Source organism: Lentzea albidocapillata subsp. violacea, assembly GCF_900100275.1.
Taxonomy (GTDB): Bacteria; Actinomycetota; Actinomycetes; order Mycobacteriales; family Pseudonocardiaceae; genus Lentzea; species Lentzea violacea.
The window spans coordinates 256,586-272,164 of the sequence record NZ_FNET01000008.1; the positions used below are offsets into that span (position 1 = coordinate 256,586).

The 15,579-nt window shown below is 68.6% G+C and carries 14 protein-coding genes; 3 read left to right on the forward strand and 11 right to left on the reverse strand.

Annotation, left to right across the window (positions count from 1 at the left end; translation table 11 throughout):
- Nucleotides 1-10: 10 nt before the first annotated feature.
- The 5 genes from BLR21_RS20245 to BLR21_RS20265 form a co-directional block, all read right to left on the reverse strand.
- A complete protein-coding gene (locus BLR21_RS20245; RefSeq protein ID WP_218130913.1) occupies nucleotides 11-697 on the reverse strand; it encodes a response regulator transcription factor in 687 nt (228 codons plus the stop codon).
- Between the two features lie 169 nt (nucleotides 698-866).
- Nucleotides 867-2,360, reverse strand: a complete 1,494-nt coding sequence (locus BLR21_RS20250) for a trypsin-like peptidase domain-containing protein (protein ID WP_090007377.1) — start codon at nucleotides 2,358-2,360, stop codon at nucleotides 867-869.
- Between the two features lie 51 nt (nucleotides 2,361-2,411).
- Nucleotides 2,412-3,500: a galactose-1-phosphate uridylyltransferase gene (galT, locus tag BLR21_RS20255; RefSeq protein WP_090007378.1), complete on the reverse strand. Its 1,089-nt coding sequence runs from the start codon at nucleotides 3,498-3,500 to the stop codon at nucleotides 2,412-2,414.
- Nucleotides 3,497-4,294, reverse strand: a complete 798-nt coding sequence (locus tag BLR21_RS20260; RefSeq protein ID WP_030481343.1) for a DeoR/GlpR family DNA-binding transcription regulator — start codon at nucleotides 4,292-4,294, stop codon at nucleotides 3,497-3,499. The genes galT and BLR21_RS20260 overlap by 4 nt, the downstream gene beginning before the upstream one ends.
- Before the next feature lies 1 nt (nucleotide 4,295).
- Complete coding sequence (locus BLR21_RS20265) at nucleotides 4,296-6,278, reverse strand: beta-galactosidase (protein WP_218130914.1); 1,983 nt, start codon at nucleotides 6,276-6,278, stop codon at nucleotides 4,296-4,298.
- 287 nt (nucleotides 6,279-6,565) lie between these two features.
- On the opposite strand from BLR21_RS20265, the gene BLR21_RS20270 reads away from it, so the two are divergent.
- The 3 genes from BLR21_RS20270 to BLR21_RS20280 are packed head-to-tail and all read left to right on the forward strand — an operon-like array spanning nucleotide 6,566 to nucleotide 9,668.
- Nucleotides 6,566-7,819, forward strand: a complete 1,254-nt coding sequence (locus BLR21_RS20270; protein ID WP_256334808.1) for an ABC transporter substrate-binding protein — start codon at nucleotides 6,566-6,568, stop codon at nucleotides 7,817-7,819.
- On the forward strand, nucleotides 7,816-8,769 hold the full coding sequence (locus BLR21_RS20275; RefSeq protein ID WP_256334809.1) for a carbohydrate ABC transporter permease: 954 nt from the start codon (nucleotides 7,816-7,818) through the stop codon (nucleotides 8,767-8,769). Before BLR21_RS20270 ends, BLR21_RS20275 begins: the two co-directional genes overlap by 4 nt.
- Nucleotides 8,766-9,668, forward strand: a complete 903-nt coding sequence (locus BLR21_RS20280) for a carbohydrate ABC transporter permease (RefSeq protein ID WP_256334810.1) — start codon at nucleotides 8,766-8,768, stop codon at nucleotides 9,666-9,668. Before BLR21_RS20275 ends, BLR21_RS20280 begins: the two co-directional genes overlap by 4 nt.
- Before the next feature lie 55 nt (nucleotides 9,669-9,723).
- Here BLR21_RS20280 and lepB read toward each other — a convergent pair whose 3' ends face one another.
- The 6 genes from lepB to BLR21_RS20310 form a co-directional block, all read right to left on the reverse strand.
- Nucleotides 9,724-10,593, reverse strand: coding sequence for a signal peptidase I (gene lepB, locus BLR21_RS20285; protein WP_256334811.1), 870 nt, complete (start codon nucleotides 10,591-10,593; stop codon nucleotides 9,724-9,726).
- 10 nt (nucleotides 10,594-10,603) lie between these two features.
- The gene (locus tag BLR21_RS20290) at nucleotides 10,604-11,989 is read right to left on the reverse strand and encodes a sensor histidine kinase (RefSeq protein WP_420843897.1); all 1,386 of its coding nucleotides are present in this window, start codon (nucleotides 11,987-11,989) and stop codon (nucleotides 10,604-10,606) included.
- Nucleotides 11,986-12,681, reverse strand: a complete 696-nt coding sequence (locus tag BLR21_RS20295) for a response regulator transcription factor (protein WP_090007381.1) — start codon at nucleotides 12,679-12,681, stop codon at nucleotides 11,986-11,988. Before BLR21_RS20295 ends, BLR21_RS20290 begins: the two co-directional genes overlap by 4 nt.
- A gap of 69 nt (nucleotides 12,682-12,750) precedes the next feature.
- A complete protein-coding gene (locus BLR21_RS20300; protein ID WP_090007382.1) occupies nucleotides 12,751-13,362 on the reverse strand; it encodes a trimeric intracellular cation channel family protein in 612 nt (203 codons plus the stop codon).
- Between the two features lie 21 nt (nucleotides 13,363-13,383).
- Nucleotides 13,384-14,367: a nucleotidyltransferase domain-containing protein gene (locus tag BLR21_RS20305; RefSeq protein ID WP_256334812.1), complete on the reverse strand. Its 984-nt coding sequence runs from the start codon at nucleotides 14,365-14,367 to the stop codon at nucleotides 13,384-13,386.
- A gap of 53 nt (nucleotides 14,368-14,420) precedes the next feature.
- Complete coding sequence (locus tag BLR21_RS20310; protein WP_090007466.1) at nucleotides 14,421-15,578, reverse strand: GNAT family N-acetyltransferase; 1,158 nt, start codon at nucleotides 15,576-15,578, stop codon at nucleotides 14,421-14,423.
- Between the last annotated feature and the right edge of the window lies 1 nt (nucleotide 15,579).

The following is a 15,579-nucleotide window of genomic DNA, read 5'->3' on the forward strand; positions in this document are numbered from 1 at the left end:
GAGACGCGGCTCAGTCGATCGAACACGGGTCATACCGGTAGCCGACGCCCCACACCGTGCTCAGCCGCCGGGGCTTCGCCGGATCTTCCTCGATCTTCTCCCGCAACCGTCGCACGTGGACGGTCACGGTCGACTGGTCGCCGAACTGCCAGCCCCACACCCGTTCCAGCAGCTCCGCCCGCCCGAACGCCTTGCCCGCGTTGCCGATGAAGAACGCCAGCAGGTCGAACTCGCGCGTCGTCAGCTGCAACGGCTGCCCGTCCAGCGTCGCGGTGTGCGCGGCCACGTCCAGCACGAGGTTCCCGTCCCGGACCACCCGCGGCTCATAGGCCCGATGCGCGCGCCGCAGCACCGACGAGACGCGCAACGCCAACTCACGCGGGCTGAAGGGCTTCGTGACGTAGTCGTCCGCGCCGATCTGCAACCCGGCGATGCGGTCTTCTTCCTCGCCCAGCGCCGTCAGCATGACGACGGGCGTGCTGCCGCGTTCCCGGATCCGCCGGCACACCTCGAGGCCGTCGATGCCGGGCAACATCAGATCCAGCACCACGATGTCCGGCTCGGCGGCGGCCATCAGCCGCAGCGCCTGCTCCCCGTCACCGGCGAGCTCGACCTCGTACCCGGCGTGTTCGAGGTAGCGGCGCACCACGTCGCGCACCGTCGTGTCGTCGTCGACGACCAGGACCCGTTCCACCACGTCACCACGCTAAGCCAAGAACGCCGGCCTGGCCCGCATCTGTCACGAGGACGTAAGAAGAGGCCTCTACCTGTGTGCGGGGCAGGTGCGCACAGCCAGAGGCCTCTCCGGGGTCGTCACGCTCGGTTTCCGGCGGGCGGCGGATGCCGGAAACCGAGCGGCCCCCGACCTATCCCACCTCGACGCCGTCGAGGGTGGCTTCCACCATCCTGTTGTCGGACAGCGTGATCGTGACCTTGTCGCCGGGAGCCTTGGACCGCACGGCGGCCACCAGCGTGTCCGACTCGTCGATGCGGCGGTCACCGAACTTCGTGATCACGTCGCCGGCCTTGAGCCCGGCCTTCTCCGCGGCACCGCCGGAGGTGATCTCGGAGATGCGGGCGCCCTGGTCGACCGACTCGACCTTCACGCCGAGCACCGTCTGCCTGGGCTTGCCGCTCTTCACGATCTCGTCGATCGTGCGGCGTGCCTGGTCCATCGGGATCGCGAAGCCGATGCCGACGGAACCGGCCTGGCCCTGACCCTGGCTCGGGCTGTAGATCGCGGAGTTGATGCCGACGACCTGGCCCTGCATGTTGACGAGCGGTCCACCCGAGTTGCCGGGGTTGATCGCGGCGTCGGTCTGGATGGCGTTGAGGACGGTCGCCTGCGAGGTGCGGTCACCTCCGGCGGAGACGGGGCGGTTCACCGAGCTGACGATGCCGGAGGTGACCGTGCCGGACAGTTCGAACGGCGAGCCGATCGCGACGACGGCCTGGCCGGTCCTCATGTCACCGGAGTTGCCGAGTTGCACGACCGGGAGGTTCGAGACGCCGTCGGCCTGGATGACGGCGATGTCGGAGCTCGGGTCGCGGCCGAGGATCTTGGCCGACGCCGTCCTGCCGTCGTGGAAGACGACCTTGATCTCGCCACCGGCCGCGGCACCCTCGATGACGTGGTTGTTCGTCACGATCTGGCCGTTGCCGGAGATGATGAAGCCGGAGCCTTCGCCGGCGCCGGACCGGGTGGTGACCTGGATCTGGACGACGGACGGCAGCAGCTTGTTCGCCACGTCCTCGACCGAACCCGCGGGCGCGTTCGAGGTCTGCGAGGCCGGGCGGGGTGTGTCGAGCGAGCTCACGGACGACGAGTCGTTCGCGAAGTTGTAGCCCAGGTAGCCGCCGAGGCCACCGGAGAGCCCGCCCACGAGCAGCACGAGCGCCGCGACGCCCGCGACGACCTTCCCGCGGCCCTTGGGGCGCTGCGGGACGGGCGGCGGCTGGTAGCCGGGCGGGAGGTAGTACTGACCCGTCTGAGGCCCCGTGAAGGGGCCCGGTTCCGCGCCGAACTGCGCGGTCGTGGCGCCGAGGCCGAGCGGGTGAGGTTGGCCGGACCCTGAAGGGGGAAGCTGCTGGCCGGGTCCGGACCCGCCGAGCTGCGTCTGGCCCGCGTCAGGTGAGGGCACCTGCGGCTGGGCCGAAGAGTAGGAGGCGGGCAGGTCACCCAGGCCCGCGGGAGCGCTGTAGGCCCCGGCCTGGCCGGATCCCCCCTGCAAAGGATCCGGCTGGCCGGGATCCGGCAGCGACGGGCCCTGCTCCCGCGCGCCGGAGTCTGTCTGACCGGCGCTCGTCGGCACGGAGTTGGACTCTTCCGGCTGCGGCGCTGGCTTGTTGCTCTCGGTCATGGGCCTAGTCTCGCGGCCCGTCCTGAGAGAACCCTTAGACCAGCCTGGGAGCTAGTTGTGTGTTCCCCGGAGGCGCTCGGCGATCTGCTCGGGCGTCACGTCGTTGATCCACACGGCCTCACCGGACTCCGAGCCCGCGAGGTACTTGAGCTTGTCCTTCGTCCTGAGCACCGAGAAGACCTGCAGGTGCAGCCACATCTCGTCGCGGCCCGCGTGGACCGGCGCCTGGTGCCAGGCGGCGATGTAGGGCAGCGGCCGGTCGTAGAGCGCGTCCAGCCGGTGCAGCACCAGCAGGTAGAGCGCCGCGAAGTCGTCGCGCTCCACAGAGGACAGTGCGGCGATGTCGGGCACCTGCCGCCGTGGCGCCAGCACGACCTCGACGGGCCAGCGGGCGGCGGCGGGCACGAAGGCGACCCAGTGCGGGGACTCTTCGATCACGCGCGCGCCCGCGCGTAGCTCGGCCTCCAGCACGTCACCGAACAACGGGCGCCCGTGCTCGGCGTAGTAGTCCAGAGCCGCGCTGAGCATGCGTTCGGTACGAGGTGTCACGAACGGATAGGCGTAGATCTGGCCGTGCGGGTGCGAGAGCGTCACGCCGATCTCTTCGCCGCGGTTCTCGAACGGGAAGACCTGTTCGACCCCTGGCAACGTTGACAAGTAGGCGACGCGGTCCGCCCAGGCGTCCACGACAGTGCGCACGCGCGACTCGGAAAGCTCGCCGAACGACTTGTTGTGGTCCGACGTGAAGCACACGACCTCACACCGCCCACGGCCCGGTGCGCGCGCGAACAGCGACTCACCATCCACAGTGGACGGCACGTCCGGCACGTTCTGGGCCAGCGAGGGGAACCTGTTCTCGAACACCACGACGTCGTAGTCGGCCTCGGGGACCTCCGTGGGCCGGCCCGGTGTCGACGGGCACAGCGGGCAGAGATCCGCCGGCGGCTTGTACGTGCGTGTCTGGCGATGAGCCGCCATGGCGACCCACTCGCGGGTCAACGGGTCCAGCCGGACTTCGGACATCGGCTGGGTCTCGGGAAGGTCCCGGGTGTCCACCGCAACTCGCGGTGGCGCCTCAGCGCTGTCGTCGAAGTAGATGATCTCCCGGCCGTCCGCCAGTTTGCCCGCGGTACGCCTCACGCCAACTCCTCGCCACTTCCCGATACATGAGCCAACACCAACTCGCCGACCTGCTCGGAGAGGATCGCCCGTGCGTCGTCGGGCAAACCCTCGTCCGTCACCAGGACGTGCGCCTCGTCGAGGTCCGCGATCGTGGAAATGCCGACCGTGCCCCACTTCTCGTGGTCCGCGACCACGACGACGCGTCCTGCCGCGTCGACGAGCGCGCGGTCCGTCTCACTCTCGTTGAGGTTCGGGGTCGTGAAGCCCGAACGCTCGGCCATGCCGTGCACGCCCAGGAACACCACGTCCAGGTGCAACGACCGCAGCGCCTGCACGGCCACGGGGCCCACCAGCGCGTCGGACGGCGTGCGCACGCCACCGGTCAGCACGACCGTGCGGTCCGTGCGCCCGCTCTGTTGCAGTACGTCCGCGACGCGGATCGAGTTCGTGACGACGGTCAGGTCCGGGATGTCGTCCAGGAACCGGGCCAGCGTCCACGTCGTCGTGCCGGCGGACAGACCGATGGCGGTGCCGGGACGCACGAGGCCCGCGGCGGCGGCCGCGATCGCCTCCTTCTCGGGCAGCTGCCGCACCGACTTGGCCTCGAAACCGGGCTCGTCGGTCGAGCGCCCGACGACGGACGTCGCGCCGCCGTAGACCTTCTCCACCAGGCCACGTGCGGCGAGCACGTCGAGATCGCGGCGCACGGTCATGTCCGAGACGCCGAGCCGCACGACGAGGTCGCTGACGCGCACCGCTCCCGTACGACGGACCTCTTCGATGATTACCGCTTGCCGCTGACGTGCCAGCACCTCACACCTCTTCCCTGAGGACGACGACGTCCCCGGCTCGCACGGTGAGGTGCCCGGAGACCTGCGCGCCGGACAACACGTCGACACCGGACGCCTCGATCTGCACGTCGGTGCCGGTGTGGTTGACGGCGAAGAGGAACGATACGTCGCCCTTGCGCCGCACGAGCTCGATCGGCGAAGGCGACACCGCCACGCCCGCGCCGGAAAGCGCGTTTTCCACCGTTCGGCCGAGACCGCCCTCGTCGAGATCGCACGCCACGTACCAGGCGACACCGTTGCCGAACGCGTTGCGCGTCACCGCCGCGACGCCGGGCAACGGCCCGTCCGCATAGGAGACAACGGTGTCAGCGGTGCGCGTGTGCAGGTGCTCCGTCCACAGTGCGGCGGTCGAGCCGTCGGTCAACGAGACCATCTCGTCCTCCCGCAGCGGATAGAACTCCTCGGACCACACGCCCAGCACGTCCCGGAACGCGCCGGGGTAGCCACCGAGCCGCACTCGCGTGAACTCGTCGGCGACACCGGACAGGTAGGTGACCACGACATGACCGCCGCCCGCGACGTAGTCCGCGATCACGGCCGCGTGCGCGTCGGACACTGTGTAGAACGCCGGCACGACCACCAGCGAGTAAGCCGAGAGGTTCGTGCCCGGCGCCACGAAGTCGACCGTGACACCGGCCTGCCAGAGCGCCTTGTAGTACCCGAGAACGTGCTTGCGGTAGTCGAAGTCGTTGGTCGGGTGGGCGTCCTGGCGCAGCGCCCAGCCGGACTGGAAGTCGTACAGGACCGCGACGGAGGCGTCCACAGTGGAACCGATGACCTCGGTCAGCCTCGCGTACTCGGCGCCGACCTCGCAGACCTCGCGGTACACCTTGGTGTCCGTACCGGCGTGCGGGACCATCGCCGAGTGGTAGCGCTCGCTGCCACCGCGCGACTGCCGCCACTGGAAGAACAACGTGCCGTCCGCGCCGCGCGCGATGTTCTGGAACGAGTGCCGCCGCTGCTCCCCCGGCAGCTTGGCGATGTTGCGCCGCTGCCAGTTCACCGCCGACGTCGAGTTCTCCATCAGCAGCCACGGCTTGCCGCCGGCGAGGCCGCGCACGAGGTCCGCGGACATGGCGAGCTCGATGTGCCGGTCCGGCGACTGGGACTCGGTGTAGTGGTCGTTCGAGACGAAGTCGACCTCGCGGGCCCACTTCCAGTAGTCGAGGTCGCCGAACGTCCAGCCGACCATGAAGTTCGTGGTGACCGGCACGCCGGGCGTGATCATGCGCAGCACGTCGCGCTCGGCCTTGTACAGCTCCAGGATCGCGTCGTCGGAGAACCTGTCGTAGTCCAGCACGTGCGCCGGGTTCGAGAACGTCGGCGTCACGCGCGGAGGCAGGACCTGCGCGAAGTCGGTGTAGCCCTGGCTCCAGAACGCCGTCGACCACGCGTCGTTGAGCTGGTCGAGCGTGTAGCGGCTCTGCAGCCACTCGCGGAACGACGCGGCGCACGTGTCGCAGTAGCAGCGCTTCACGTGGCACGCGTACTCGTTGCCGACGTGCCACGCGGCCAGCGCGGGGTGGTCGCGGTAGTGCGAGGCCATCTCGGCCGCGAGCGCCGTCGCCCGGTCGCGGTAGATGGGCGACGACGGGCAGTACGCCTGCCGTGAGCCGTGCGAGAGCCGCACACCGTCCGCGCGGACGGGCAGCATCTCGGGGTACTCGGTGGTGAGCCACGGCGGGGGCGCGGCGGTCGCGGTCGCGAGGTCGACGCGGATGCCGCCGGCGTGCAGCAGGTCCATCACGCGGTCGAGCCACTCGAACCGGTACTCGCCCTTGCTGACCTCGATCTTCGCCCAGCTGAAGATGCCCAGGCTGACCATGGTCACGCCGGCGCGCCGCATGAGCTCGACATCCTCGGCCCACACGTGTTCCGGCCACTGCTCGGGGTTGTAGTCAGCGCCCCAGCCGAGGCCCGGCATATCAGTCGGCCATGTCGTCACGGCCGCAAGCGTGGCCGACAACGACCCCAACGTCAACACAAGCAAACACAACTTCGCGTTCGAGTCTGTTCGACGATCGACCGGGAAAAGTACCGGGATCCGCCCACATACAGGCCGTGGTGCGGTTTAACAGCTGCGTAACGGGACTTGACAGGATGTGTGCCTGCGACCACATTATGCGCAACTTTGTTGGAGTCCTGTTCGGTTCGTACGAGCGAGTGTCACCCGTAGGAGCGATGATGGTTCTGCACACGCCTGGTTCCACTCCGTTACTTGGTCGGCGCGCGATGCTGCGGATCATGCTGGCCGGTGCGGGCGTCGCCGCGACCGGTGGACTTGCGGCGTGCGGCGGCGGTTCGGGCTCCGGCGGTGACGCCAAGGTCGTCACCTTCGGCAACAACCTGTCCGACCAGGTGCCGAAGGACGCGATCACCGCCGCGATCAAGGCGTTCGAGGGCCAGTCCGGCGGCCTCTCGGTCACGATCAACACCAAGCAGCACGAGCAGTACCAGGAGCAGATCAACAACTACCTGCAGGGCAAGCCGGACGACGTGCTCGCGTGGTTCGCCGGCTACCGCATGCGGTTCTTCGCCGACCAGGGCCTCACCAGCGACCTCTCCGACCTGTGGGGCAAGGTCGGCGGCAACTACTCCGACGCGCTCAAGCAGGCGTCCACGGGCACGGACGGCAAGCAGTACTTCGTGCCGTTCACCCAGTACGCGTGGGGCATGTTCTACCGCAAGAGCGTGTGGCAGGAACGCGGTTACGCGGTGCCGAAGACGCTCGACGAGATGGTCACGCTCGCCACCAAGATGAAGTCCGACGGCCTGATCCCGATCGCCTTCGCGCAGAAGCAGGGCTGGCCGGGCATGGGCACGTTCGACCAGCTGAACTTCCGCATCAACGGCTACCAGTTCCACGTGGACCTGCTGGCGGGCAAGGAAGACTGGCAGGACAAGCGGGTCAAGGACGTGTTCGACACCTGGAAGCGGCTGCTGCCGTTCCACCAGGAGAACGCTCTCGGCCGCGAGTGGCAGGAAGCCGCGCAGACGTTGCAGCAGAAGAAGTCCGGCATGTACCTGCTCGGCGCGTTCGTGGGCCAGCAGTTCCCGGACGCGGAGAAGGAGGACCTCGACTTCTTCCCGTTCCCGGAGATCAACCCCGAGCACGGCACCGACACGGTCGAGGCGCCGATCGACGGCTACATGATGGCCAAGAAGCCGTCCAACTCCGAGGGCGGGCTCAAGCTCCTCGAGTACCTGGCCTCCGCCGAGCCGCAGCTCGCCTACCTCAAGGCCGACCCGACCGCGGTCGCGACCAACCAGAAGGCGGACCAGGCCGGTTACAGCCCGCTGCAGAAGAAGGTGGCGGACACCATCAAGAACGCCAAGCACATCACGCAGTTCCTCGACCGCGACACCGATCCCGGCTTCGCGAGCGAGGCGGCCACCAACGGCCTCATCGAGTTCATCAAGGACCCGAACAACGTCGACTCCGTGCTCAAGGGCATGGCTGATCAGGCGAAGAACATCTTCAAGTGACCGCGTTGCAGGAGAAGCCGAAGGCGGTGGCCCCCAACGGGCCGCCGCCTCGTCGGCGTGGAAAGCGTGCCACGGCCCTCGCCGGCACGGACAAACTGGTGCTGGCGCTCATGCTCGGCGTTCCCACGGTCGTGCACCTGCTGTTCGTGTGGATTCCGACGCTGGGCTCGGTCGCGTTGTCGTTCAGCGAGTGGAACGGCATCGGCGGCTTCGAGGACATCGAGTGGATCGGTGTCGGGAACTACGTCGAGATCTTCACCGAGTACCCGCGGTTCTGGCCTGCGGTGCAGCACAACCTGATCTGGTTGCTGTTCCTGCTGGTCGTGCCGACCTCGGCGGGTCTGCTGCTAGCCGTGCTGCTGGACCGCGAACTCCGGTTCAGCCGGATCTACCAGAGCGCGCTGTACATGCCGATGGTGCTGTCGCTCGCGCTGGTCGGGTTCATCTGGCAGCTGATCTACACGCCGGACGGCGGGCTGCTGAACTCGGTGCTGGGCCTCGACAAACCGGTCGACTGGATCGGCGACTCGGACATCAACCTCTACGCGGTGCTGGTCGCGGCGGCGTGGCGGCACACCGGCTACATCATGCTGCTGTACTTGGCGGGCCTGAAGTCGGTGGACCCGGCGCTGAAGGAAGCCGCGGCACTGGACGGCGCCTCGGCCTCGCAGACGTTCTTCCGCGTCACCTTCCCGGTGATGAAACCGGTGAACATCGTGGTCGCCGTGGTGACGGTGATCGAGGCGCTGCGGGCGTTCGACATCGTGTACGTCATCAACAAGGGACGCAACGGCCTGGAGCTGCTGTCGGTGCTGGTGACCGACAACATCATCGGTGAGGCTTCGCGCATCGGCCGTGGTTCCGCCGTCGCGGTGATCCTGCTGACGATCTCGCTCGGCGTCATCATCCCGTACCTGTACCAGGTGTTCAGCAAGGAGAACCGGACGTGACGGCCACGCTGGAACGGCCCTCGGTGCCGGCGAAGAAGACCAGGCCGGTCACACCGGCACGGATCGCGCTGCACGTCTTCCTGATCCTGACGTGCCTGATGACGCTGGCGCCTCTGCTGTGGGCGGTCTACGCGTCGCTGCGGACGTACGACGACACGTCGGTCAACGGCTACTTCTCCATCGCGAAGTCGCTCACGTTCGACAACTTCGCGAAGGCGTGGGAGATCGGCGACCTGCCGCACTTCTACTGGAACACGTTCCTGATCACCGTGCCCGCCCTGATCATCACGCTGGTGCTGAGCTCCATGGTGGCGTTCGGGGTGTCGCGGTTCAGCTTCAAGTTCAACATCGCGCTGCTGATGCTGTTCACCGCGGGCAACCTGTTGCCGCAGCAGGTGATCGTGACGCCGCTGTGGCGGCTGTACCGGCTGATCGAACTGCCGGTGTGGATGTCGGAGAGCGAGTCGCTGATCGACTCGCCGCTCGGCGTCATCCTGATCCACATCGCGTTCCAGATGGGCTTCTGCACGTTCGTGCTGTCGAACTACATGAAGACCATCCCGTACGAGCTGACCGAGGCCGCCAGGGTCGACGGGGCCTCGGTGTTCCGGCAGTACTGGCAGCTGACCCTGCCGTTGTGCCGGCCGGTGCTCGCCGCGCTGGCGACGCTGGAGTTCACCTGGATCTACAACGACTTCCTGTGGGCGTTGGTGCTGATCCAGGACGGCGACAAGATGCCGGTCACCTCGGCGTTGCAGAACCTGAAGGGCACGTTCTTCACCGACAACAACCTGATCGCAGCCGGCTCTCTCCTGGTCGCGCTGCCCACCCTGGTGGTGTTCTTCGTGCTGCAGCGGCAGTTCGTGGGCGGACTGACGCTGGGATCCACGAAGGGCTGATGCGCAACGGGGCGGAGACCACGTGGTCCCCGCCCCTTTCGCGTTGCTCGAAGAGTTACTTCCCGCCGGTCTGCGGGTTGTAGTCGGAGATCGAACCCCAGCGCCCCACCGGGATCACGATCACGCGGGCCTTGCCGATGACGTTCGCGACCGGGATCGCGCCGTCGGCCGGCGTCGGGTCGCCGTGCTTGCGCGAGTCCGACGAGTTGTTGCGGTTGTCGCCCATCACCCACAGCGTGCCCGCGGGAACGGTGACCTTCTCGAACGAGTCCTGCTGGCGCGGGCCGCCACCGAAGTTCAGGTACGGCTCGTCCAGCGGCTTGCCGTCGACCATCACGCGGCCCTCTTCGTCGCAGCACTCGACGGTCTGGCCGCCGACCGCGATGACGCGCTTGATGAAGTCGGTGCCGCTGGGCTCGGAGAGGTTCACCATCGAGCCGAGGTCCTGCAGGGTGCCGACCACGAAGTTCGGGGGCTGCTTGCCGCCGGTCCAGTTCGGCGGGCCGCGGAAGACGATGACGTCGCCGGGGCGCGGGTCGTTGAACAGGTACGTGATCTTCTCGACCAGCACCTTGTCGTTCACGCAGCCCGTGCAGCCGTGCAGCGTCGTCTCCATCGAGGCCGACGGGATGACGAACACGCGCGCGACGAACGTCTGGATGACGACGGTCAGCAGCAGCGCGACGCTGAAGATGACCAGAAGCTCTTTCCAGAACGGCTGCTTCTTCTTCGGCTTCTTCCTGGAGAACCGCGGCGCCCCGTCTTCGTCGTGCGCGGAGGAACGCGACGCGCGGACCTCGTACGACGGAGCCGACGCAGCGGGCGAACCGGACGTCGAGAAACGCGACGTGGGTTCGGGGCCGTCTCCGGAGGGAGGGGTCGTCTCCCAGGTCGACGAAGAATCGTCGTTCACGCGATGACTCACACGCTCCACCTTACGGACGTCCGGGTAGGCGCAACGTGAACAGGGCCCCGCCGTCGGGGGCTCTGCCCGCCGTGGCCGTGCCGCCGTGCCGTTGCGCCACCTGCTTGACGATGGCGAGTCCCAGGCCGGAACCCGGCAGGGTCCGCGCCTCGGACGAACGGTAGAACCGCTCGAAAACGTGAGGTAGATCGGCATCCGCGATACCTGGGCCCGCGTCCGCCACCTCCACCACGGCGCTGCCGTCGCCCATCTGACGGAGGTTCAGCCGCACCGCCGAACCCGAGGGACTGAACTTCACCGCGTTGTCGAGGAGGTTCAGCACCGCGCGCTCCAGGGCACTGGAATCACCCAGAAGTGTCCACGGTTGCAGCTGCACGTCGAACGTGACGTTCGTGGCGCGACGGCGCGCGCGGTCCAGCGACCGTTCCACCACCTCGTGCAGGTCGACCGGCTCGTGGATGACCTGCGGCGCGTCCTCGCGGGCCAGTTCGACCAGGTCACCGATCAACGTGGTCAGTTCGTCGATCTGGGCGCGCACATCGGCCTGGATCTCCGTTTTGTCCTCTTGCGACAACGTCGGGGCGTCCGGGCGTTCCGAGGCGAGTAGCAGCTCCAGGTTCGTGCGCATGGACGTCAGCGGCGTGCGCAGCTCGTGGCCCGCGTCGGCGACCAGGCGGCGTTGCCGTTCCTGCGACTCGGCGACGGCGCCGAGCATCGCGTTGAAGCTGTGCGTCAACCGCGCCAGCTCGTCGTCACCCGCGACCGGGATCGGGGTCAGGTCACCCGTGTTCGCGACACGTTCGGTGGCTTCGGTGAGCCGCTGCACGGGCCGCAGACTCGTGCGTGCGACGGCCGTGCCCGCGATCGCCGCGAGCAGCACGCCGGCACCGCCGATCAGCAGCAGGACCACGCTGAGCTTCGCGAGCGTCGTCCGTTGCGGCACCATCGACTGGGCGATGATGATCGCCTGGCCAGGCTGGTACGCGACGGCGATGACCCGCGTCTCGGTCTTGTGGTCGGTCCAGATGAACTCCTCCCGGTCGCCGTCCGCGACGTCCCAGGCCTCCTGGACGCTGGGCGGCGGGGTGGAGTCCTTCGGGTAGATGATCTTGCCGGGGTCCGCGAGCAGCACGCCCATCTTGACGTCGCCCGCCGCGAGGAACGCCGCCGGATAGTTCGCGACCTCGTCCGGTGTGGTGACCTTCGTGCCGTTCGCGACCGTGGCGGCACGCTGGCGCAGGCCCTCGTCGAGCGCGTCGTACGTGCTCTTGCGCACGACCATGTACGCACCGAGAGACACCAACGCGACGGCTCCGGCCACGCAGAACGCCGCGAGCCAGGTGACCCGCGCCCGCAACGACGCCCGTTGCAGGCGCCCCTGTGGTTCACCGATCACGGAGGGGTCTCCCGCAGGACGTAGCCCACCCCCCGCACCGTGTGGATCAGCCTCGGCTCGCCCTCCAGCTCCGTCTTGCGGCGCAGATACCCCACGTAGACCTCGAGAGCGTTGCCCGAGGTCGGGAAGTCGTATCCCCACACGTCCTCCAGGATGCGGCTGCGGGTGAGCACCTGGCGCGGGTGCGCCAGCAGGAGCTCGAGCAGCGCGAACTCGGTGCGGGTGAGGCTGATCGGACGCTCGCCGCGGCGGACGTCGCGGGTCGACGGGTCCAGCTCCAGGTCGGAGAACTTCAGGGCGGCGGCGGACTTCTGGGCGGCGTCGTCGTCGTGGGCGGCCCTGCGCAGCAGCGCACGCAACCGGGCCAGCAACTCCTCCAGCGCGAACGGCTTGGGCAGGTAGTCGTCGGCGCCGGCGTCCAACCCGGACACCCGGTCGCTCACGGCGTCCCGTGCGGTCAGCACGAGGATCGGCAGGTCGTCACCGGTGCTGCGCAGCCTGCGGCACACCTCGAGGCCGTCGAGGCGGGGCATCATCACGTCGAGCACCATCGCGTCCGGCCTGGCGGCGGTCACCGACTCCAGGGCCTGCATGCCGTCTCCGGCAGTCTCGACCTGGTAGCCGTTGAACTGGAGCGAGCGGCGGAGTGACTCCCGGACCGCCCGATCGTCATCGACAACGAGGATGCGCATGGGGGCAGTCTTGCCGAGGGATCTGAGAAGTGCCTGAGAAGGGCCCTAACTGCGGGTGTGAGTTCGGCGTTAACCTTCCAAGCCCCGCGCGACGGGTGCGTTCCACTTCCGCCAGAGAGCGATCAGCCTGATGGTGATGATCATTGCCGCACCGGTCAGCGAGACCAGGCCTTTCGGCAGCCCTGCCCATTCACCCACCGCCACGACGACCGCGCCGCACAGCGCTGCCACGGCGTAGATCTCTCTCCTCAGGACCAGAGGGATCTCACGGAGGAGCAGGTCACGTAGTGCGCCACCGCCGATGCCCGTCGTCATGCCGATGAGGCACGCCGCGTAGGGGGTCGCGCCGAGTGACAACGCCGTCGACGTGCCGGACGTGACGAACAGGCCGAGGCCCACGGCGTCGAGCAGCAGCACGCTGCGGCGAAGCTTGGCGACGTGCGGGTGGAACCAGAAGACGATCAGGCCCGTACCGCCCGCGACCAGCAGGTACGGCCAGTGCCGCAGGCTCGTCGGCGGGTGCACGCCGAGCAGCACGTCACGGATGATGCCGCCGCCGAGCGCCGTGGTGAGCGCCAGGATGATCACGCCGAACACGTCGAGGCGAGCGCGGACCGCGGCCACCGCCCCGGAGGCGGCGAAGACCGCGAGACCGATCAACTCCAGGACGATGAGCAGCACGAACGGAGAGAGTAGTGCCGCTTATCGAGGAGGCGCCGCGCGGCGGTAACCGGCGTCCAGCCGCCCACCCGCGGACACCAGGACGGCCTCCACGACGGCGATGAACCGCTCGGCGCCCTCGCCCCGCACTAACGCCCGGTAGGCGTCCACGAGCTCGTCCTCCTTGGCGTCGCGCAGCCGGCGCAGCAGCCACTTGCCGTGCCCGAGCCACCGGTTCTGCATGACCAGGGCGAGCTCTCCCGCGCAGCTCAGCAGTCGAGCGGCAACGAACAGACGCTCGTCCTCGTCCCGTGCGCCGATCAGGTCCTCAAGCAGGTCCGTAGTGCCGTAGCGACGGTCTTCCAGCTCGGTGACCGTCGCAGGTGGAGGGCCCGCATCGAGCAGAACGCGTGCCTCGGACCGCATGCGCTGACCGGTGCCGTCGGCGTCGAGCATGAGGAACCCCTCGGCGCACATGTGCAGCAACGGAGGCCGCCGGCCCTCGGTGTCCCGGGCCACGAAGTCGTGGAACGACTCGATCGTGTGACAGAACAGCTCGACCGGCCAGCCGCGGTACCGCAGCGTCTCGCGGAACGCGCCGGGCAGGTCGTCGACGATCACGACCATGTCCAGGTCGGAGTTCGCCGTGTAGTTGCCCGCCGCCACGCTGCCGCCGAGGAACGCCGCCCTCGCGAGCGGGTACTTGACGTCGAGCAGGTCCCGCGCGACCTGCACCGGGTCCTTGTCCCAGTCCAGCGGGTGGCCGGTGACGTAGTAGTCCTCGTCGGGGTTCAGCGGGCCGAGCACGTGCTCGATGATCGGCCGGATCGCGGGGAGCACCTCGTGGAGGTCCACCAGCCACGGGTTGTCCGCGGCGTCGAAGAACGGCCTGATCGTCAGGAACTGGGCCCGCGAGATCTCCCGCACGCTGACCGGTGACCCGCTGCGGTGCCTCGCGTAGCCCTTCAGGCGCCAACCCATGTTGTCGCCGAAGGCATGCCTGACCTCGTCCTGGTCCCCCGCCACGCGTCCATTGTGACCGAAGGACAGGTGAGGATCCCGTTGTGAACGCCCGGTCGTCAGAAGAAGTCCGCGAGCCGGGGCGTGCCGGACGAGCCGGTGAGCTGGTCGAGCACCACCGCGTCGGCCGGGTCGCCCTCCAGCAAACCCCCGCGCCGCAACGCATGCGTGGTCTGCGCGCCGGAGAACCACGGTCCGAGCGCCCGCGCGTGCAACCGCACCGCGCCGGTGCCGCCGGGTTCGACGCGCACCGAGCCGTCCTCCACGACGACACGCTGGAGACCGGCATGCCACGGGGCGTGGTCGTCGATGATCTCCAGGTCGACGGCGGCGTTCGCTAGGCGCGGCCAGCCCCGGGCGGCCACGGCGGCGGGCAGGTCGACGACGCGCTGCATCCAGGTCGAGGTCCACACCGAGTGGCGCATCGGCGTACTGCCCAGGAAGCCGATCGTCGCCGGGTCGGTGATCCGCAGGTCGATCGCCTCGAGCGTGCCCGCCCACGAGGCCAGCGAGGCGAGGAGGTTGAGCTGGGCCTCGACGTCGACGCCGATGAGGTCGTGGACCTTGAGCCGGCCCATGTCGCCGCCGGGCTCGCGCTGGGCCGTCAGGTAGCCGCGCAGGCCGTTCGGGCCGGGCAGCACGCTCACCAGGTCCATCTCCAGGACCTCGTCGACGTCCATGCGCGGCGGCCTGCGGTCGGCCATGCCGTCGATCGTCCGCGCCACCTCCAGGTAGCACGCGTGCAGGGCGGGGAGGTCGCTCTTCTGCGCCGGGCGCGAGGGAATCAGCTCGGCGGGCTTCGGCACGGTGAGCAGCCGGTCCATCGGCAGCTCGACCCACTCGAAGACCCCGGCACGTTCCCAGCCACGGCGCCGGTACAACGTCGGCACGGTCGCGTAGAGCGCCGAGAGCGGCTGGCCGTGCTCCCGCATCGTGCTCAACGCGGCGTCGAGCAGCGCATTCGCGATCCCCCGGCCGCGATAGGCCCCGTCGACGGCGACACCGCCGATCCCGCCCATCGGGACCGCGGCGCCGCCGTAGAACTGCGCGTACGAGCCGATGCCGAGCACGCCCGCGACCCGGCCGTCGATCTCGGCGAGAAGTCCATGCGTACCGGGCCTCAGCAACGGTCCCGACGGCTTGGCGCCGTTGAACGCGACCTTGCGCAGCCGGAACACGGCGTCGCGGTCGTCCTCGGTGAACTCACGGATGTGCACG